The sequence below is a fragment of the Rhodopseudomonas sp. NSM genome, assembly GCF_052445935.1.
Lineage (GTDB): Bacteria > Pseudomonadota > Alphaproteobacteria > Rhizobiales > Xanthobacteraceae > Rhodopseudomonas.
In genome coordinates, this window is record NZ_JBQTCH010000007.1 from 1 (window position 1) to 18,125 (window position 18,125).

At 65.7% G+C, this 18,125-nt stretch carries 18 protein-coding genes and 1 riboswitch; of the genes, 7 read left to right on the forward strand and 11 right to left on the reverse strand.

Annotation, left to right across the window (positions count from 1 at the left end; genetic code table 11):
• Nucleotides 1–71 precede the first annotated feature (71 nt).
• Nucleotides 72–2,711 carry an ATP-dependent chaperone ClpB gene (gene clpB / locus ACTZWT_RS17630; protein WP_444770979.1) on the reverse strand — a complete coding sequence of 880 codons (2,640 nt, stop codon included), beginning with the start codon at nucleotides 2,709–2,711 and terminating at the stop codon, nucleotides 72–74.
• A 225-nt stretch (nucleotides 2,712–2,936) separates the two neighbouring features.
• Here clpB and ACTZWT_RS17635 point away from each other — a divergent pair, with 225 nt between their 5' ends.
• Nucleotides 2,937–3,707 carry an MOSC domain-containing protein gene (locus tag ACTZWT_RS17635; protein ID WP_444770980.1) on the forward strand — a complete coding sequence of 257 codons (771 nt, stop codon included), beginning with the start codon at nucleotides 2,937–2,939 and terminating at the stop codon, nucleotides 3,705–3,707.
• Between the two features lie 176 nt (nucleotides 3,708–3,883).
• Here the strand turns inward: ACTZWT_RS17635 and ACTZWT_RS17640 are convergent, their stop codons facing one another.
• The 3 genes from ACTZWT_RS17640 to metX form a co-directional block, all read right to left on the reverse strand.
• Nucleotides 3,884–4,720, reverse strand: a complete 837-nt coding sequence (locus tag ACTZWT_RS17640; protein ID WP_444770981.1) for a TIGR02594 family protein — start codon at nucleotides 4,718–4,720, stop codon at nucleotides 3,884–3,886.
• A 224-nt stretch (nucleotides 4,721–4,944) separates the two neighbouring features.
• Nucleotides 4,945–5,640, reverse strand: coding sequence for a methionine biosynthesis protein MetW (gene metW, locus ACTZWT_RS17645; RefSeq protein ID WP_444770982.1), 696 nt, complete (start codon nucleotides 5,638–5,640; stop codon nucleotides 4,945–4,947).
• A gap of 1 nt (nucleotide 5,641) precedes the next feature.
• The gene (gene metX / locus ACTZWT_RS17650; protein ID WP_444770983.1) at nucleotides 5,642–6,844 is read right to left on the reverse strand and encodes a homoserine O-acetyltransferase MetX; all 1,203 of its coding nucleotides are present in this window, start codon (nucleotides 6,842–6,844) and stop codon (nucleotides 5,642–5,644) included.
• A gap of 96 nt (nucleotides 6,845–6,940) precedes the next feature.
• A riboswitch (SAM riboswitch) is annotated at nucleotides 6,941–7,020 on the reverse strand.
• A 334-nt stretch (nucleotides 7,021–7,354) separates the two neighbouring features.
• Here metX and ACTZWT_RS17655 point away from each other — a divergent pair.
• Genes ACTZWT_RS17655 through ACTZWT_RS17665 form a run of 3 tightly spaced genes read left to right on the forward strand, consistent with a single transcriptional unit; the run spans nucleotide 7,355 to nucleotide 10,275 of the window.
• On the forward strand, nucleotides 7,355–8,203 hold the full coding sequence (locus ACTZWT_RS17655; RefSeq protein ID WP_444770984.1) for a chorismate mutase: 849 nt from the start codon (nucleotides 7,355–7,357) through the stop codon (nucleotides 8,201–8,203).
• Nucleotides 8,204–8,242: 39 nt separating this feature from the next.
• On the forward strand, nucleotides 8,243–9,340 hold the full coding sequence (gene hisC / locus ACTZWT_RS17660) for a histidinol-phosphate transaminase (protein ID WP_444770985.1): 1,098 nt from the start codon (nucleotides 8,243–8,245) through the stop codon (nucleotides 9,338–9,340).
• Nucleotides 9,337–10,275 (forward strand): prephenate/arogenate dehydrogenase family protein, encoded by a 939-nt coding sequence (locus ACTZWT_RS17665; protein WP_444770986.1) that lies wholly within the window; start codon nucleotides 9,337–9,339, stop codon nucleotides 10,273–10,275. The genes hisC and ACTZWT_RS17665 overlap by 4 nt, the downstream gene beginning before the upstream one ends.
• Nucleotides 10,276–10,513: 238 nt before the next feature.
• Here the strand turns inward: ACTZWT_RS17665 and ACTZWT_RS17670 are convergent, their stop codons facing one another.
• A complete protein-coding gene (locus tag ACTZWT_RS17670) occupies nucleotides 10,514–10,828 on the reverse strand; it encodes a hypothetical protein (protein WP_444770987.1) in 315 nt (104 codons plus the stop codon).
• Between the two features lie 212 nt (nucleotides 10,829–11,040).
• On the opposite strand from ACTZWT_RS17670, the gene ACTZWT_RS17675 reads away from it, so the two are divergent.
• The 3 genes from ACTZWT_RS17675 to ACTZWT_RS17685 all read left to right on the forward strand — a co-directional run bounded on the left by ACTZWT_RS17675 (nucleotide 11,041) and on the right by ACTZWT_RS17685 (nucleotide 13,409).
• Entirely contained in the window at nucleotides 11,041–11,946 is a 906-nt protein-coding gene (locus tag ACTZWT_RS17675; protein WP_444770988.1) for a hypothetical protein, read from the forward strand.
• Nucleotides 11,947–12,384: 438 nt separating this feature from the next.
• On the forward strand, nucleotides 12,385–12,615 hold the full coding sequence (locus ACTZWT_RS17680) for a hypothetical protein (protein WP_444770989.1): 231 nt from the start codon (nucleotides 12,385–12,387) through the stop codon (nucleotides 12,613–12,615).
• Between the two features lie 80 nt (nucleotides 12,616–12,695).
• Nucleotides 12,696–13,409, forward strand: coding sequence for a response regulator transcription factor (locus ACTZWT_RS17685; protein WP_444770990.1), 714 nt, complete (start codon nucleotides 12,696–12,698; stop codon nucleotides 13,407–13,409).
• Here the strand turns inward: ACTZWT_RS17685 and ACTZWT_RS17690 are convergent.
• From ACTZWT_RS17690 to flhA, 6 genes are read right to left on the reverse strand one after another with little or no spacing between them, the layout of a single operon-like run.
• Complete coding sequence (locus ACTZWT_RS17690; protein ID WP_444771268.1) at nucleotides 13,375–13,827, reverse strand: hypothetical protein; 453 nt, start codon at nucleotides 13,825–13,827, stop codon at nucleotides 13,375–13,377. The genes ACTZWT_RS17685 and ACTZWT_RS17690 overlap by 35 nt on opposite strands.
• Nucleotides 13,824–14,309: a hypothetical protein gene (locus ACTZWT_RS17695; protein ID WP_444770991.1), complete on the reverse strand. Its 486-nt coding sequence runs from the start codon at nucleotides 14,307–14,309 to the stop codon at nucleotides 13,824–13,826. Before ACTZWT_RS17695 ends, ACTZWT_RS17690 begins: the two co-directional genes overlap by 4 nt.
• Nucleotides 14,310–14,320: 11 nt before the next feature.
• The gene (locus ACTZWT_RS17700) at nucleotides 14,321–14,800 is read right to left on the reverse strand and encodes a rod-binding protein (protein WP_444770992.1); all 480 of its coding nucleotides are present in this window, start codon (nucleotides 14,798–14,800) and stop codon (nucleotides 14,321–14,323) included.
• 41 nt (nucleotides 14,801–14,841) lie between these two features.
• The gene (locus tag ACTZWT_RS17705) at nucleotides 14,842–15,237 is read right to left on the reverse strand and encodes a hypothetical protein (RefSeq protein ID WP_444770993.1); all 396 of its coding nucleotides are present in this window, start codon (nucleotides 15,235–15,237) and stop codon (nucleotides 14,842–14,844) included.
• A 7-nt stretch (nucleotides 15,238–15,244) separates the two neighbouring features.
• The gene (fliR, locus tag ACTZWT_RS17710) at nucleotides 15,245–15,991 is read right to left on the reverse strand and encodes a flagellar biosynthesis protein FliR (RefSeq protein ID WP_444770994.1); all 747 of its coding nucleotides are present in this window, start codon (nucleotides 15,989–15,991) and stop codon (nucleotides 15,245–15,247) included.
• On the reverse strand, nucleotides 15,988–18,075 hold the full coding sequence (flhA, locus tag ACTZWT_RS17715) for a flagellar biosynthesis protein FlhA (RefSeq protein ID WP_444770995.1): 2,088 nt from the start codon (nucleotides 18,073–18,075) through the stop codon (nucleotides 15,988–15,990). Before flhA ends, fliR begins: the two co-directional genes overlap by 4 nt.
• Between the last annotated feature and the right edge of the window lie 50 nt (nucleotides 18,076–18,125).

Sequence of the window (18,125 nt, forward strand, 5' to 3'; positions counted from 1 at the left end):
ACGAGCCCGGCCATGACGATTTGTGAGTTCTCAAAGTGCGTGCGGAAATTTCGCCCGCACTTTGCCTCGCCTCAGTTCAGCATCCGCTTCGGCGGGCGGCCGGTGAACGGCTCGACATCGGCGGTGTGGGGCGGCTGGCCGTTGAAGGTCAGGACGCCGCCTTCGGTCGAGATTGCGACGTGGTCGCCGTCGCTGACCGAGCCGTCGAGGATCATCTCGGCGAGCGGGTCCTGCACATGGCGCTGGATCACCCGCTTCAGCGGACGGGCGCCATAGGCGGGGTCCCAGCCCTTCTCGGCCAGCCAGTCGCGCGCGGCGGGGTCGAGGTCGAGCACGATCTTGCGATCCTCCAGCAGCTTCGCCAGCCGGCTGAACTGGATGTCGACGATCCGGCCCATCTCGCTCTTCTGCAGCCGGTGGAACAGGATGATCTCGTCGACCCGGTTGAGGAACTCGGGGCGGAAATGCGCCCGCACCATCTCCATCACGGCCTCGCGCACCACGCCGGTGTCCTCGCCTTCCGGCTGGTTGACCAGATATTCGGAGCCGAGATTCGACGTCATCACGATCAGCGTGTTGCGGAAATCGACGGTGCGGCCCTGACCATCGGTCAGGCGGCCGTCGTCGAGCACCTGCAGCAGCACGTTGAACACGTCCGGATGCGCTTTCTCGATCTCGTCGAACAGCACCACCTGATACGGCCGGCGCCGCACCGCTTCGGTGAGCGCGCCGCCCTCGTCGTAGCCGACATAGCCCGGAGGCGCGCCGATCAGCCGGGCGACCGAGTGCTTCTCCATGTATTCGGACATGTCGAGGCGGACCATCGCGGTCTCGTCGTCGAACAGATATTGCGCCAGCGCCTTGGTCAGCTCGGTCTTGCCGACGCCGGTCGGGCCTAAGAACATGAACGAGCCCATCGGCCGGTTCGGGTCCTGCAGCCCGGCGCGGGAGCGGCGGACCGCGGTCGACACCGCATGCACGGCCTCGAACTGGCCGACCACGCGCTTGCCGATCTGCTCTTCCATCCGCAGCAGCTTCTCTTTTTCGCCCTCGAGCATCTTGTCTACCGGCACGCCGGTCCAGCGCGACACCACCTGGGCGATGTGATTGGCGGTGACCGCCTCCTCCATCATCTCGCCGGAATTCTCGTTGGCTTCGATGTCCGCGAGCCGCTTTTCCAGCTCCGGAATCCGGCCATAGGCCAGTTCGCCGGCGCGCTGATACTCGCCGCGGCGCTGCGCGTCGGCCAGTTCGAGCCGCAGCCCGTCGAGCTCGCTCTTCAGCTTCTGGGCGTCGGAGAGCTTGTTCTTCTCCGCGCTCCAGCGCTGGGTCAGCGCAGCCGACTTCTCCTCGAGGTCGGCGAGCTCCTTCTCCAGCGTCTGCAGCCGAGACTTGGAGCCGGCGTCGCTCTCCTTCTTCAGCGCCTCCTGCTCGATCTTCAGCCGCACGATCTCGCGGTCCATCGAATCGAGTTCTTCGGGCTTGGAATCGACCTGCATCTTCAGCCGCGCTGCGGCCTCGTCCATCAGGTCGATCGCCTTGTCGGGCAGGAAGCGGTCGGTGATGTAGCGGTTCGACAGCGTGGTGGCGGCGACCAGCGCCGAATCGGCGATTCGCACGCCGTGGTGCTGCTCATATTTGTCCTTCAGCCCCCGCAGGATCGAGATCGTATCCTCGACGGTCGGCTCGGACACGAACACCGGCTGGAAGCGCCGCGCCAGAGCTGCGTCCTTCTCGACGTGCTTGCGATATTCATCGAGCGTGGTGGCGCCGATGCAATGCAGCTCGCCGCGCGCCAGCGCGGGCTTCAACAGGTTGGACGCATCCATCGCGCCGTCGGCCTTGCCGGCGCCGACCAGCGTGTGCATCTCGTCGATGAACAGGATGATGCCGCCGGCGGCTGCGGTGACCTCGTTGAGCACGGCCTTCAGCCGCTCCTCGAACTCGCCGCGATATTTTGCGCCCGCGATCAGCGCGCCCATGTCGAGCGCCAGCAGCTTCTTGTCCTTGAGGCTCTCCGGCACGTCGCCATTGAGGATGCGCAGCGCCAGGCCTTCGACGATCGCGGTCTTGCCGACGCCGGGTTCGCCGATCAGCACGGGATTGTTCTTGGTGCGGCGCGACAGCACCTGGATCGTGCGGCGGATTTCCTCGTCGCGGCCGATCACCGGATCGAGCTTGCCGTCGCGCGCCGCCTGGGTGAGATCCCGGGCGTATTTCTTCAGCGCGTCATAGGCGTTTTCGGCCGTCGCGGAGTCGGCGGTGCGGCCCTTGCGCAGCGCGTTGATCGCGGCGTTGAGGTTCTGCGGGGTGACGCCGCCCTTGGCGAGCAGTTGCCCGGCCTCGGAATCCTTGTCGAGCGACAGCGCCAGCAGCAGCCGCTCCACGGTGACGAAGCTGTCGCCGGCCTTCTCGGCGGCCTGCTCGGCGCCGTCGAGCGCGCGCGCCGTCGCCGGCGCCAGATAGACCTGCCCCGCGCCCGAGCCGGACACCTTCGGCATCTTGCCGAGCGCGTCCTCGGTCGCCTTCAGGATCAGACGGGAATTGCCGCCGGAGCGATCGATCAGACCGCCAGCGAGCCCTTCGGAATCGTCGAGCAGCACTTTGAGGATGTGCAGCGGCGAAAACTGCTGATGGCCCTCGCGGACCGCCAGGGATTGCGCCGACTGGACGAAGCCGCGTACGCGTTCGGTGTATTTTTCAGGGTTCATTTTGGGTGTCCCTCAGCCTGCCGTCGGCGCCTCGAAAGCACGCGGACGGCATCTTCATTGGGTTCCACCGGCCGCGCTGACATTCCTCAGCCGGCGGCGGTCGTCGCCCTGCCCGATCAGGGCAGCGGCTTGACGGAAATGTGGGCATCTGCTGGTGGAAACGGAAGACGCGGCGTCACAATTTCGTGCAGGTCAGAGTCGCGGGAATCGACTAAGAAAAACGGCATGATCCTACCATCTCCAGCCTCCATCACCTCGATCTATCGCTACCCCGTCAAGGGCCTGTCGCCCGAATCGCTGCCGGAGGTCGCGCTGCGCGCCGGCCGGACGCTGCCGGCCGACCGCGCCTACGCGATCGAGAACGGGCCGACCGGGTTCGACCCTGCCGCGCCGGTGTGGAAGGCCAAGACCCACTACCTGATGCTGATGCGCAACGAGCGGCTGGCGGCGCTGCGGACGCATTACGACGACGACACGCATACATTGTCGATCGCAGCCGACGGCGCCGAGCTGGCGCGCGGCGACCTGCGCACCGCGGAGGGTCGCGCCGCGATCGAGGCGTTGTTCGCCGAACGATTCGCCGACGAGTTGCGCGGGCCGCCGAAGCTGCTCGTCGGCGACGGCTACAGTTTTTCCGACGTCGCCATGAAGGTGGTCTCGATCATCAACCTCGCCAGCGTCGCCGAGATCGAGAATATGACCGGGCACAAGGTCGACCCGCTGCGCTTCCGCGCCAACCTTTATGTCAGCGGCTGGCCGGCCTGGGCCGAGCTCGACATGATCGGCGAGACGCTGGCGATCGGCGAGGCGCGGCTGAAGATCGTCAAGCGCACCGTCCGCTGCGCCGCCACCAATGTCGACCCGGTCACCGCCGCGCGCGACATGAAGATTCCCGAAACGCTGCAACGCCAGCTCGGCCACGCCGATTGCGGGGTCTATGCCAAGGTGATCGAAGGCGGGCGCATCGCCAAGGGCGATAAGGTGGAATTCGCGTAGACGGATCTCGTCAGCAACATGCGCTCTTTCCTTCTCCCCTCGTGGGAGAAGGTGGCGCTGACGACGTCAGCGCCGGATGAGGGGGCGCAGAACTCGACGGCGATTGTTGTCGCGCCCCCTCACCCGGCAGCCTTCGGCTGCCACCCTCTCCCACAAGGGGAGAGGGTCAGAACAGCTCAGCTCGACGGCATCACATAGGCGTAGATGCGGCTCTTCGAGTAGACCGACTCGGCGACGCGGCGGCCGTGATTGCCGGAGACGACGATCGGATTGCCGCTGGAATCGATGCCGCTGACGATGCCGACATGGCCGCCGCGCTTGCCGCGCGACATCACCGCGATGGCGCCGACCTGCGGGCCGGAGATGCGCTGGCCGTAGCGGGCGAACGAACTCGCCATGTCGGAGCCGGTGCCGCGATGGCCCGAGCGCTCCAGCACCATGTTCATGAAGCGCGCGCACCACAGCCGGCTGCGGCCGGTCGGATTGCCGCCGATGTAGCGGCGTGCCTCGGCCACCAGGCTCGAGCCGCCGCCACCACCGCCGTTCCAGGTCTGCCACTGCGCCTGCTGGGCAGTGGGCGCGACCCGCGCCGAACGCCGCTGCGCACGCTGCTTCATCATCCGCGGCGCGCTGGTGGCGGCGGCGTAGTTCGGCGCGAAGGCCTGCGCCTGACCGGTCTGCGCCTGATCAAAGCCCGCGAAACCGAACTGCTGCGGCTGGGCGAAGCCATTGGCGGCGGCCTGAGCGGGCCTGCTCCGGGCATGACGCTTTGCGTAGCCCCGGCCGTGCCGTTTGCCGTAGCGCTTGCCGTGATGCTTGCCGGCACGATGCTGATAGCCGCGCTGTGACGCGAACTGATCGCCCTGATACCAATTCGAATAGTGCGTAGTGTGATGACCATGATGACGGTGCAACGGCCGGGCCGATGCGGGGCTCGTCAGTGCGGCGATCGCCGCAAAACCCAGGATCCATACGATAACGCGACTGAACCGAAACGCAGTGAACTCAACCATACAGCAACTCTCTCCATCGACACGCCGGTCCGCAACGACCGGCCGGGTGCCGTAAACAGAGCAGCGATGGCGAGAGAATGACTCGTGCGGCGACGAGGTAGTGATATGACGGTCATAAGAAGATCATTTCGTGGCAGGGGAACCCGCACGTCGGAACGTCGCGCCGCAGCGGCGACCCAATTCCGCATCACGAAATCGCGCGTCGCAGAACGCCGGTGCTGCAATCAGGGCGCGATGTAATCGCCCGGCGCGGCGTGGTGTTTCTTCTGCGCGCGGCTCAGCAAAAACACGCCCTGCTCGCCGAACATGTTCCAGAACCACCACGGCGCGTTGAGCCGCAGCGGCCGGCCGTAGCGGTCGAGCGCCACCGCGCGTTCCATCTTGACGTCGATCTCGTCGCACAGCAGGACGAAATCCTTGATGGTACAAAAGTGGATGTTCGGGGTGTCGTACCAGGTCGCCGGCAGATTGTCGGTGCGCGGCATCTGGCCGTTGATCAGCAGTTGCAGCCGCATGTTGATGTAGCCGAAATTCGGAAACGACACGATCGCGCGGCGGCCGATCCGCAGCAGGTTCTCCAGCACGACCCTGGGCTGCCGCGTCGCCTGCAGCGTCTGCGACAGGATCACGTAGTCGAAGGCGTCGGCGGTGTAGTTATCGAGGTCGGTGTCGGCGTCGCCCTGCACCACCGCGAGGCCGCGCGAGACGCAGCGGTTGACGCCCTCGCGCGACAGCTCGATGCCGCGGCAATCGACGCCGCGGGATTCGAGCAACTGCATCAGATCGCCCTCGCCGCAGCCGACGTCGAGCACCTTGGAGCCGGGCTCGACCATGTCGGCGACCAGCAGATGATCGGCGCGATGCACCCGCAACGTGGTCCGCGCCTGCGGCTCCAGCGGCAAGCTCTCCTGCACCGCCATCTCAGCGCCCCGTCCGGTCGAGCCCGCGCGCGGTCGCCGCCGAATGCAGGAAGGCGCGGGCGATGTCGATGAATTCCGGCTCGTCGAGCAGGAAGGCGTCGTGGCCCTTGTCGGTCTCGACTTCGGCGAACGACACCCGCGCGCCGCCGGCGTTGAGCGCGTGCACGATCGCGCGCGATTCCGGCGTCGGGAACAGCCAGTCCGAGGTGAAGGACACCACGCAGAACCGGGTCTGGGTGCCGCGGAACGCCGCCGCCAGCACGCCGTGATGGTCGGCGGCGATATCGAAATAATCCATCGCGCGGGTCAGATAGAGATACGAATTGGCGTCGAAGCGCTCGACGAAGGACGAGCCCTGATAGCGCAGATAGCTCTCGACCTGGAAATCGGCGTCGAACGAGAACGTCGGCAGCTCGCGGTCCTGCATCCTGCGGCCGAACTTGCGGTGCAAAGCGGCGTCGGACAGATAGGTGATGTGCGCGGCCATCCGCGCCACCGCGAGGCCGCGGTGCGGATGCGCGCCGGTCTCGACATAGCGGCCGTGGGCCCAGTCCGGATCGGCCATCACCGCCTGGCGGCCGAGTTCGTGGAAGGCGATGTTCTGCGCCGAATGCCTTGTCGCGCAGGCGATCGGCATCGCCGAGAACACCCGCTCCGGATAGGCGACGCTCCATTGCAGCACCTGCATGCCACCCATCGAGCCGCCGACCACGCAGAACAATTTGTCGACGCCGAGCCGGTCGATCAGCATCGCCTGGGCCCGGACCATGTCGGGGATGGTGATGACCGGGAAATCGAGGCCCCAGACCTTGCCGGTGGCCGGATTGGTCGAGGCCGGGCCGGTCGACCCCATGCAACTGCCGATCACGTTCGAGCAGATGACGAAGTAGCGGTCGGTGTCGATCGGCTTGCCCGGACCGACCAGCGTCAGCCACCCGCCGGGCTTGCCGGTGATCGGGTGCACGTTGGCGACGTGCTGGTCCATCGTCAGCGCGTGGCAGACCAGGATGGCGTTGCTCCTGTCGGCGTTGAGCGTGCCGTAGGTCTGGTAGGCGATCTGGAACGGGGCGAGGTCGACGCCGCAATCGAGCCGCAGCGGCTGGTCGGCGCCGAACGACGCCACCAGCGACGTCGGATGATCGGCCTCGTGCGGGCGCTCGCCATTCGCAGCCATGGGGCCTTTTGCCGAATGTATGTTCATCATATTGCCAACGGCCTCAGCGCGGAGATCCACGCTGACCTCAGATAAGAGCGGCCGAGCCAATAAAAAACCCGGCCTGAACATCGGTTCGGCCGGGATCAGAAACTGTCCCCGGCCTGTTTAGCGAGTTGTTTAACGTGGCTGCAAGCCGGCCGGCTCAAATGACCACGGGATCTGGCTGGGACTCTAATCACGAAGTCCGGAGCCGTCAATATTGGGCCTTTGGCGGGCGGCGCGGCTTGTTCCGGGATGCCTTCCAACGGGCACGGCGCAACCTCTCCCGCTTGCGGGGGAGGTCGACGCGCGAAGCGCGGCGGGTGGGGGAAGCTGACTCTCGGCGGATCGCAGCGTCCGTGCCCGGCTCGCCCTCACCCCAGCCCTCTCCCGCAGGCGGGAGAGGGAGCGCGCTGCGGCGGTTGAGAGGGAATCGATCAACGTTTCCTTTGCTTTCGCGGGCCCTGTTTTCTAATCAGGGGCGGTATCTCCCGGACGTTCGAACCCGCAAGGCCGACCATGACCCAACCGCCCTCGCCGCCGTCGCTCACCGAATTGCGGCAGGAGATCGACAGTATCGACGAGCAGGTCCACCAGCTGCTGATGCAGCGCGGCGACATCATCGACCGGCTGATTTCGGTGAAGCAGACCCAGGAGGTCGGCTCGGCGTTCCGGCCGGCGCGCGAGGCCGACATGATGCGGCGGCTGGTGCAGCGCCATAAGGGCATCCTGCCGCTCGACACCGTCGAGAGCATCTGGCGGGTGATCATCGCCACCTTCACTTATGTCCAAGCGCCGTTCGCCGTGCATGTCGACCAGTCGCTGGGCGAATCCGCGATGCGGGATTCGGCCCGGTTCCATTTCGGCTTCACCGTGCCCTATGTGCCGCATTTCTCGGCCTCCGCGGCGGTCGAGGCGGTGGCGCGCTCCAAGGGCGACCTCGCGCTGGTGTCGGCGACCTCCGGCAGCACGCCGTGGTGGCTGGCGCTGGAGGCCGACGGCGCGCCGAAGATCATCGCCCGGCTGCCCTTCATCGAGCGCGCCGACCATCCGGCGGCGCTGCCGGTATTCGTGGTGTCGCGGGTCGCCGACAGCGCCATGGTCACCGAGGTCGAAACCTGGAGTATCCGGGTGTCGGGCTGGAACGCCGAGATCGCCCGAGCGATCTCGCCGCTGGCCGAAGTCGTGGCGGTGCCGGATACCGCTTTCGACGGCGCGGCGCTGCTGGTGTCGATTTCCGCCCCCGGGAGCCTCGACCAGATCAAGGCTGCCCTGATCGCAGCGGGGGCCTCGGTGCGCTCATCGGGCCTCGTCGGCAGCCACGCGAGGCGCTATACGGTGCCCCCGAGCGGCAAGGCCCTGACCTGACGGCCCGGCTTTCAGCCGCCTGACACTCCGGAGTAGACGATGTCCCGTCCCGTGCCGAAGCCCGGCATTCTCGATATTGCGCCCTACACCCCCGGCAAGAGCCCCGTGCCCGAAGCCGGCCGCAAGGTGTTCAAGCTCTCGGCCAACGAAACCCCGTTCGGCCCGTCGCCGCACGCGATCGCGGCCTATAAGAGCGCGGCGGACCATCTCGAGGATTATCCGGAAGGCACCTCGCGGGTGCTGCGCGAGGCGATCGGCCGCGCCTATGGCCTCGATCCCGACCGCATCATCTGCGGCGCCGGCTCCGACGAAATCCTCAATCTGCTGGCGCACACTTATCTCGGCCCCGGCGACGAGGCGATCTCGTCGCAGCACGGCTTCCTGGTCTATCCGATCGCCACGCTGGCGAACGGCGCCACCAACGTGGTCGCGCCGGAAAAGGACCTGACGACCGACGTCGACGCGATCCTCGGCAAGGTCACGCCGAACACCAAGCTGGTGTGGCTCGCCAACCCGAACAACCCGACCGGGACCTATATCCCCTTTGATGAAGTCAAACGTCTCCGCGCGGGCCTGCCCTCGCACGTCGTGCTGGTGCTGGACGCGGCCTATGCCGACTACGTCTCGAAGAACGATTACGAGATCGGCATCGAGCTGGTGTCGACCACCGACAACACCGTGCTGACCCACACCTTCTCCAAGGTGCACGGCCTCGCCGCCCTGCGGATCGGCTGGATGTTCGGGCCCGCCAACATCGTCGACGCGGTCAACCGCATCCGCGGTCCGTTCAACACGTCGATCCCGGCGCAGCTCGCCGCGGTCGCGGCGATCCAGGACACCGCGCATGTCGACATGTCGCGCGTCCACACCGAGAAGTGGCGCGACCGACTGACCGAGGAGTTCACCAAACTCGGCCTGAAGGTGACGCCGAGCGTCTGCAATTTCGTGCTGATCCATTTCCCGACCACGGCGGGCAAGACCGCGGCGGATGCGGACGCGTTCCTGACCAAGCGCGGTCTCGTGCTGCGCGCGCTCGGCAATTACAAGCTGCCGCACGCGCTGCGCATGACGATCGGCACCGACGAGGCCAACGAACTGGTGATCGCGGCGCTGACCGAGTTCATGGCGAAGCCATGACGGCGCCGCTGTTTCAAAGAGTGGCGCTGATCGGCTTCGGCCTGATCGGCGGCTCGATCGCACGCGGCGCGCGGCTGCAGGGGCTCGCAGGCGAGATCGTCGCCACCGCCCGCTCGGCGGCGTCGCGCGCCCGCGTGGCCGAGCTGGGTGTCGTGGACCGCGTGGTCGAAACCAATGCGGAGGTAGTGAAGGACGCCGATCTCGTCATCCTGTGCATCCCGGTCGGCGCCTGCGGCGAGGCCGCGCAGGAGATCGCGGCGAATCTGAAGCCCGGCGCGATCGTCTCCGACGTCGGTTCGGTCAAGGCCGCGGTCGTCAAGGCGATGGCCGAGCATCTGCCGCCGAACGTGCACTTCGTGCCGGCGCATCCGGTCGCCGGCACAGAGAACTCGGGGCCGGATTCCGGCTTCGCCGAACTGTTCATCAACCGCTGGTGCATTCTGACACCGCCGGAGGGCACCAATGCGGACGCGGTCGACAAGCTCGCCGCGTTCTGGAGCGGGCTCGGCGCCAATGTCGAGATCATGACGCCGGAGCACCACGACAAGGTGCTGGCGGTGACCAGCCATCTGCCGCATCTGATCGCCTACACAATCGTAGGCACAGCCGAGGAGCTCGAAGGAGTGACGCGCTCGGAGGTGCTGAAGTTCTCTGCAGGCGGTTTCCGCGACTTCACCCGTATCGCCGCCTCCGACCCGACGATGTGGCGCGACGTGTTCCTGAACAACAAGGACGCGGTGCTGGAAATGCTCGGCGAATTCCAGGAGGACCTGTCGAAGCTGACCCGCGCGATCCGCCGCGGCGACGGCGAGGCGCTGTTCGAGCATTTCAGCCGAACCCGCGTGATCCGCCGAGGCATCGTCGACATCGGTCAGGACGAAGCCGCTGCCGATTTCGGCCGCAAGCATCCGCAACTGGGGAAGACGGCGACGTAACCGCGCCGTCATCGCCGGCGGCGCCGTGCTCCGCCATTGCGCCCCGCAGGCGGCGCGAACTCCGCCGCTGAAATCGATCCGGGCGAGACCTTAAACAACTAATCAAATTCGACAGGAGCAGGACGGCGCATCGTCAATTCGCGATCCTGCTCTCGCTTCCTATTTGAGTGGGGTCTCGCTGCAAGGCTGCATTGGCGAATGCACATGACCGGCAGACCGCCGGCGCTTGCGACGAAATTCACTCGAGATCGAGACCATCGCCGCGTTCCCCGTCGAGCGCGTCGTCGCGATCCGACGTTTTTCCGGCGCGACGCGCCAGCCTCGCATAACCGACCCGCAACTGATCGGCTGAAATCAGACCGCCGTCGGCCCGACGGGCTCCGGCGCGCACGAGCAGCGCCGCCATGCTGCGCCAGGTCAGCCCCGACGTCGCCCGCAACTTCGTGATTTCATCGAACTGATAAGCCAGGACGCGCTCGAACGGCACACGTTCGCCATCCACAGTGAGTTGAGCGACAAAATTTTCCGCCCAGGATTTTGGATCAACTTTCATGGCCGGGAACCTATGACCGAACCGTTCACTCAGTATGAATCGAATCCAAGAAAAAGCGGGGCGAAACACAAAAGCTGTGTTCACAATGATCGACTCTTTCTACATCGCTCGCGACTGCAGTCCAATTCACCAAGGATAGGCACGTCGGCTTCGGACAAGGTTCACTTGTTATCGCTGGTTCTGCACGAATGCCACTTTCGTCACAGACGGCCATGGTCGACACCAATACCAGCACGACGAATGCCCAGATATCGCGGGCCCAATTATCGCGGACAGAATCGCGACCGGCCGGCAGCGGCGCCGGCGACCGCGACGCATCTCACGCCAAGCCTGCGGGCAAGCCCACCGCCGCACCTCACATCGCAGCTCAAACGCTCGACGAATTGCTCGCCAAAGAGGCACTCGCGAATCTAAAACGCGCCCGCGCTGCTGCGCACGCCGAAGCCGACAAGACCAGGCCGCGGATCAACATCCCGCCTGCCAAGCTCGTCGTGCGGCCACAGACACTGCAGTCCTGGAAGCGCCCGTTCGTTTCGCTGGCGTTGGTTGTCGGACTCTCGACAGGCCTCTACGCCGCCGGCTTCGCCTATCTTATGGTGCAGCCGTTCTCTCCAGCGGCGCAATCCGAGGCCGAGATCCGAACGCTGCGCGACGGCGTGGCCCAGCTTCGCCGAGACCTCGCCGAACTTTCCAGCGATGTCGCGGCCGGCCGCACCACGCTGACTGCCGCGAACCAGGCCGCGACCGACCGTCTCGACCGCTTCGCCCGCATGCTCGTCCGAATCGAGCGAGAGCGGCCGACCCTGGCGGAGCAACCGCAACGGGCCGCAGCCGACGGCGCCGCGATTGCGCCGCCGGCGCGCGCGGCATCGCCGTCCGACGTGACCGGAAGCATCGCGCCGCCGTCGCCGTCCGCATCCCCACGGCCCGACATCGTCGCCGGATGGCGAGTCCGCCGCGCCTATCATGGCGTCGCCGTGCTCGAGAGCCAGTCCGGCGTGGTCGAAGTCGTTCTCGGTCAGAAGGTGCCCGAACTCGGACGCATCCTCGACATCAGATCCGACGACGGCCACTGGCAGGTCATGACGACCAAGGGACTGATCGAGTCCGGGCGCTGACAGGCGCAGGCGCCGCCGTCATCGCACCAGAACGGGTATCGTGCCACGCGTCTTCTGCAGGAAGGCGCAACGACGATCGCCCGTCATCATCACATCGCGGCATCGCCATCGCGAGCCATTCATTCGCAGAGCACCGACCCGGCTCCATGTCGCGGACGATTGGAACATTTTTAGAAACGTAGCATCACGTAGCATCACGAAGCACAGCGTCGCATCGTGTAGCTTTGTGTAGCTTTGCGTCGCAGTGCGTAGCGATTTGTTCTGGTAATTAGTAGTTCGCTACCATTCACACACCGACGTGAACGACACAGATAGCTTCAATTTTATATTTCCCCAATTTACCCTTAGTTTCTGCGCAATTCTATTACTTGACCTCGCGGTTCCAGATGCGCGTAATACTACTAGTTCGATTCGCTAATAACGAACCCGATACTCAGATTGAGCCGCACTTTCCCGAAACGATACACATCGGTCGCCGTGGCGACTTACTCCGACGACGGGTCACGAAAGGATACCGCCCTGTTCTCCGAAACTCGCCGGGCGGAGAAAAACGACGATCAAGCGGGCGTGCAGAAGCGCCGTCGCCTCGATGCCGAAGCCCATCGCGCCGATCGTCCGTCGACCACCAAAGACGCGGCGCGCCGCGTCAGAAGCAGTTGTGTTGCGTGAGTATCAATCAAAAAACGGATCAGGCGGACAGTCTCGTTCGGCTGTTCGACCGCACTCAGGCGAGCACACAGGGGAATCATATGTTTGTCGTAATCGACGATCGGCAGGGCGTGGTGAACGGCTACGCGGCCGGCTTTGACCGCGAGGGGATCGTGTCGATCGGTTTCTCGTCGACCGACTTCCGCGATTGGCTCGAATGCGCGGTCAGCACCGATCTCGGCGCCATTGGAGCTTTCATCCTCGGCGACTGCCCCGACAGGACCAGCCTTCCGCACAGCATCCGCACCAAATCTCCCGCGCCGATCATCGCATTGAACGGCATGAAGCGCCTGAACCAGACGATCGAGCTGTTCGAAGCCGGCGTCGACGACGTCGTTCATGCTCCGGTCCATGTGCGGGAGATCCTCGCACGCACCGCGGTGATCCGCCGGCGAACGATCGGATCGGGCGACCGGCCGGCCACCAGCGAAATCCGTGTCTTTCTCGATGGGCGGGATCCGGAAATCGGCGGCCGCACGCTGCCTCTGCCGCGCCGCGAGCTCCGCATCCTCGAATATTTCGTCGGCCATCAGGGGCGGTGGCTGACGAAGACCCAGGTGTTCAACTCGATCTACGGCGTATTCGACGCCAGCTTCGACGAGAACGTCATCGAGAGCCATGTCAGCAAGCTGCGCAAGAAGCTGCGCGGCCATCTCGGCTACGATCCGATCGAATCCAAGCGCTACATGGGATATCGGCTCGGCGATCTCAGGTCGCGCGCTACTGGCGAACCTGATCCTTCGACACATAGTTGAAGTCCTGAACCAGGACGTCCTGGACGACGCCGGCCTGCAGCCGCTTGTTGACCTGCTCCTTCACCTTCCGGGCGAACTGCGCGAGGTCGTATCTGGCCAGGTTCTTGAAGTCGAGGTTCTGATCGCCGTAGACGGTTCGAAACGCCTCGTCGACGACGAAAGGTTCGGGCGGCACCGGAAGCTGGCGCAACACCTTGGCGTCGGCGGTGAAAGCGAGTTGCGCCACGACGTAGCCCTGCACGCGGCCCTCGGCGATCATCGGCACGTTGACGACCTTGGTCTTCTCATACACCAGCCCGTCGAGATAATCCTGCGCCGGCGGCGGAGCGGCGCGGCTCTCGTTCCAGTACGACACGCCGAAGCTCGCCCCGATGGTGACGATGCAGGCCCACACGCCCGCCAACAGCAGTTTCATCATCTGCATGGACGCGTCCCGGCCAGCGAATAGGTTCCGTCGGATTCGACTTCCTGGACCGATCTGGTGATGATCGCCGAGACTTCACGCGCCGCATCCAGATGAATCTGCAGCGCCGCCTGGTTTCTGGCCAGGCTGGCGCGAAGCTGCGTCAGATGCGGCAGCAGCCGCGGATCGGCGGCATCTTCCGGGCTGCCCCGCACTGCCCTGTTCAGTTCCAGCAGCCCGCGATTCTTGCGCTGCCCGAACGACACGAAGTCGACGGCCGCCCTCGCCTCGAGCTTCTCGGTCTCCTCGTCGACGGTCGCCCTGAGCCGTTCGATGGCGCTGAGCGTATTCGAGTTGCGGCCGAGCCATCGGCCCGGATCGAGCGGACCTGCGCCCTCGTCCGGCGACGGCGATGCCTGCACGCCGGCGTCCGGCTGATCGCGTCCGCGTTCGGCCGCCGCGCTCGATGGCCGGTCCTCGATATGCGTGTTCTTCATGTGTCCCTCGTTCAGCTATCGGCCGCGGCGGGCTCCGTCGACGACGGTTTGCCGGCCAGCTGCTTCGCAATTCCAATTCCGTTGCCTCGGGCCATCTCGTTGCCGATCTGCTCGGCGAGCATCGATCGCCACACCGAGCCGGCCGTGCCCTTTCCGAACAGATCGTCGGCGTTCTTCGGCAACATCGATTCGACGAACATCTGCAGCACGAACGCCTCGAACTTGCGGTACACGGCGCGGTCGCCGCCGGCTTTGTCGACGATCGACGCGCGCCCCGCGATCTCGGCGGTCGTACTCCGCGCCGGCAGATCGGCGCCTGCGGTGGCGGCACGGCCGATCGTCGCGGCCTGGTCGGCGAGCTGGTCGACGGTCGCGACGAAGCTGTGATCCGACGCCATCCGCTCCAGCCTGCTCGCGGCGATGCGCTGCGCGGCCGGGTCGGCGGCCGCCATCACATCGACGATGAGATCGTTCACCGGTTCAATCGTCACGATCAGTTCCTTCCTCCGGCATCGGCCGTCTGTCTCCCTGACTAGATTTCCCCGGCGAACCGGGCGACCAGTCGCTCGATCTCGGCTTCCAGCACGCGTTGGTCGTCCTCGCGCGCCGCGCGCCCCGCGGCCGACCGAACCTTGCGCAACACCTGCTTCAGCTTGCGCGCCTCGTCGCGCGCCTGAACCGACAGTCTTTCCCTGCTCCGGTCGACAGCGCTCTGCTCGACGCCGATGCTCTTCAAATGCCCGTCGGCCGCCATCGCCAGGGCGGCATCCAGCCCGCCCGCGTCGTTGAAGCGCTCGATGATGCGGCGACGCCGGTCGTCCAGCTCGTTCCCCTTGGCCTGACATTCCATCAGCCGCCATTCGGCGATGCGGTGCAGCCTTGCCTGGACGGCTGCGATGCGGCGGATCTTGCGGTCTCTCGGTGTCATGGCCGGCTCAATCGGTCAGCGACGCGGCGAACGCGATCGCGAACTGCAGCAGCATCTCGCGGCTGCTGAGATACAGCAGCGTCAACCCCCCGATCAGCACCAGCGGCAGCGAGATGAAGTACACCGGAATGCTCGGCGTCAGCTTGTTGGCCAGACCGACCGCCAGATTGACGATGATCGAATACAGCACGAACGGACTTGCGATCCGCAGCGCCAGCGTGAACGCCTGGCCGAGACGTTCGACGATCTGGCCGAGTCCGTCCTCGCTGCTGAAGCCCGCGGCCGGCTGCCACGCACGATAGGAGCCGATCAGGCCGCGCAGCAGCTCCCAGTGCTGATCGGTCAGAAAGAACAACACCGTCGCCGACAACGTGATCAGCGGCACCAGCGACGGCACGTGTTCGCCGTCGTCGACGATGCCGGGGAGGCTGAGCCCGATGGCGGAGGCGATGAAGGTGGCCATGGTCTCGAGCGCGGCGAAGAACATCCGCGCGGAGAGCCCGATCACCAGGCCGACCAGAAGCTCCGAGCCGATCAGCCTGATCGCGGCGGACGGAGCGGCGCCCTCGACCACCGGCCGCAATATCGGTTCGAGCAGGGGAGACAGCATCAGCGTCACGGTGACGGCGAGGAACAGCCGCACCTGGAACGGGATGTTGGCGCGGGAATAGCCGGGCGCCACCATCATGCAGGTGCCGACCCTGCAGAAGATCAGGAAGACGGCGAGCACGGTGGTCGACGAACCTTCGATCACGACACCGCTCCGAGCGACATCACCTCGACGCCGCGGGCGATTTCGACATGCGACAGAACCGGCAAGGTCGGGAACAGCCGCTCCGTGATCATGCGGACATAGGCGCGCACGTCCGGCGGCGCGACCAGCACGATGTTCTCGCCTTTTCCCGACGCCTTGCGGACCGCGGCCGAGACGTCGGCGGCGAACTGCTCGACCAGCCGCGGATCGGCGTCGAACTCGACGACGTCGCCCTTGGCGTCGCGCTTGATGCTCTGGTGAAACGCGAGATCCCAGCGATTGCCGAGCCGCAGCACCTTGAGCACGCCGTTGTCGGAGAAGTCGCCGCAGATCTGCTGCGCGATCCGCATCCGGACGTGCTCGGCGATCTGCTCGGAGCGCCGGACGTGCGGTGCGATCTCGGCGATCGCCTCGAGGATCAGGTGAAGGTTGCGGATCGAGATGCGCTCGGCGAGCAGCAGCTTGAGCACCGCCTGAAGTCCCGAATACGAAATCTGCGAGGGGCAGATGTCCTCGATCAGGCGCTTGTATTCGGGATCGAGCCGGTCCAACAACGCGCGCATGTCCTTGTAGGACAGAAGCTGCGCCAGATTGCTGCGGATGACTTCGCTGAGATGCGTCAGCAGCACGGAGATGTTGTCGGCGGCCTTGAAGCCGTCCTTCTTGACGTCTTCGAGAAATGTCTCCGGGATCCACATCGCCTTCATCCCGAACGCAGGCTCGACCGTCTCGTCGCCCGGAACGTCCGGCCGACGATCGCCGTCGAGCAGCACCAGCACCTCGCCGATCCGCAGCTCGTGCTGCGCGACGACGGTGCTGTAGATCCTGATCCGATACGCCTTCGGACCGATCGACAGATCGTCCGACAGCTTGATCTCGGGAATCACGAAGCCGTATTGCGTCGCGAACCGGCGGCGGATCTTGCTCACCCGATGCGCCAGTTCGCCGTGCGCGTTCAGCATCTGGATCGCGAGCTGGCTGCCGACGCAGAGCTCGATATCGGCGGTCTTCAGGAATTCCTTGATCGAGTCCTTGGACTCCGCCTGGGCGCGCTGCTGCTCGTGATCGGCCCGCGCCCGCTCGACCAGGCGCTCCGCCGCCCTGCGGCGCGGCAGCGCGTAGCCCATGAACGCCATCGCGCCGCCGAGCAGCGCGAACGGCAGGAACGGCAGCCCGGGCAGCATGCCGAGCACGAACATCATCAACGCGGCGACCGATTGGGCCCGGGGATAGCCGCCGAGCTGGCGCAGCACGGTCTGCTCGGCGGAGCCGCGCGTGCCGCCCTTCGACACCAGCAGACCGGCCGACAGCGAGACGATCAACGCCGGGATCTGCGACACCAGCCCGTCGCCGACCGACAGCTTGGTGAAGACGTCGGCGGCGCGCTCGAGCGGCAGGCCGTGATGGGTGACGCCGATGACGATGCCGCCGAAGATGTTGATCGCGGTGATGATCAGCCCGGCGATGGCGTCGCCGCGCACGAATTTCGAGGCGCCGTCCATCGCGCCGAAGAACGCGCTCTCCTCTTCGAGCTCACGGCGCCGGCGCTGCGCCTCCTTGTCGTCGATCAGCCCGGCGGACAGATCGGCGTCGATCGCCATCTGCTTGCCGGGAATCGCATCGAGGGTGAAGCGCGCACCGACCTCGGCGATGCGAGTCGCGCCCTTGGTGATCACGACGAAATTGACGGTGACCAGGATGGCGAAGATGATCAGGCCGATGACGAAGTCGTCGCCCATCACGAATTTGGAGAATCCGGCGACGACGTAGCCCGCGGCGTATTCACCCTCGCCGCCGTGCGACAGGATCACGCGCGTCGTCGCCACGTTGAGCGCAAGCCGCAGAATCGTGGCGATCAGCAGCACGGTCGGGAACGCGGAAAAGTCGAGCGGCCGCTGGATCCACAACGCGACCATCAGGATCAGCGCCGACAGCGCCACCGAAAACGCCAGGCCGACGTCGATGAAGACGGTCGGTACCGGCAGCACCAGCATCGTCAGGATCGCGACGATGCCGAGCGCGAAGCCGACATCGGCGCCGATCCGACGCTCGTCCGGAAGAACTGGCTGGGTCACGTCGGTCATGGGATTCCCGCATCGTCGGCGATGCGCAGAGCTTGCCGCGCCGAGCTTGC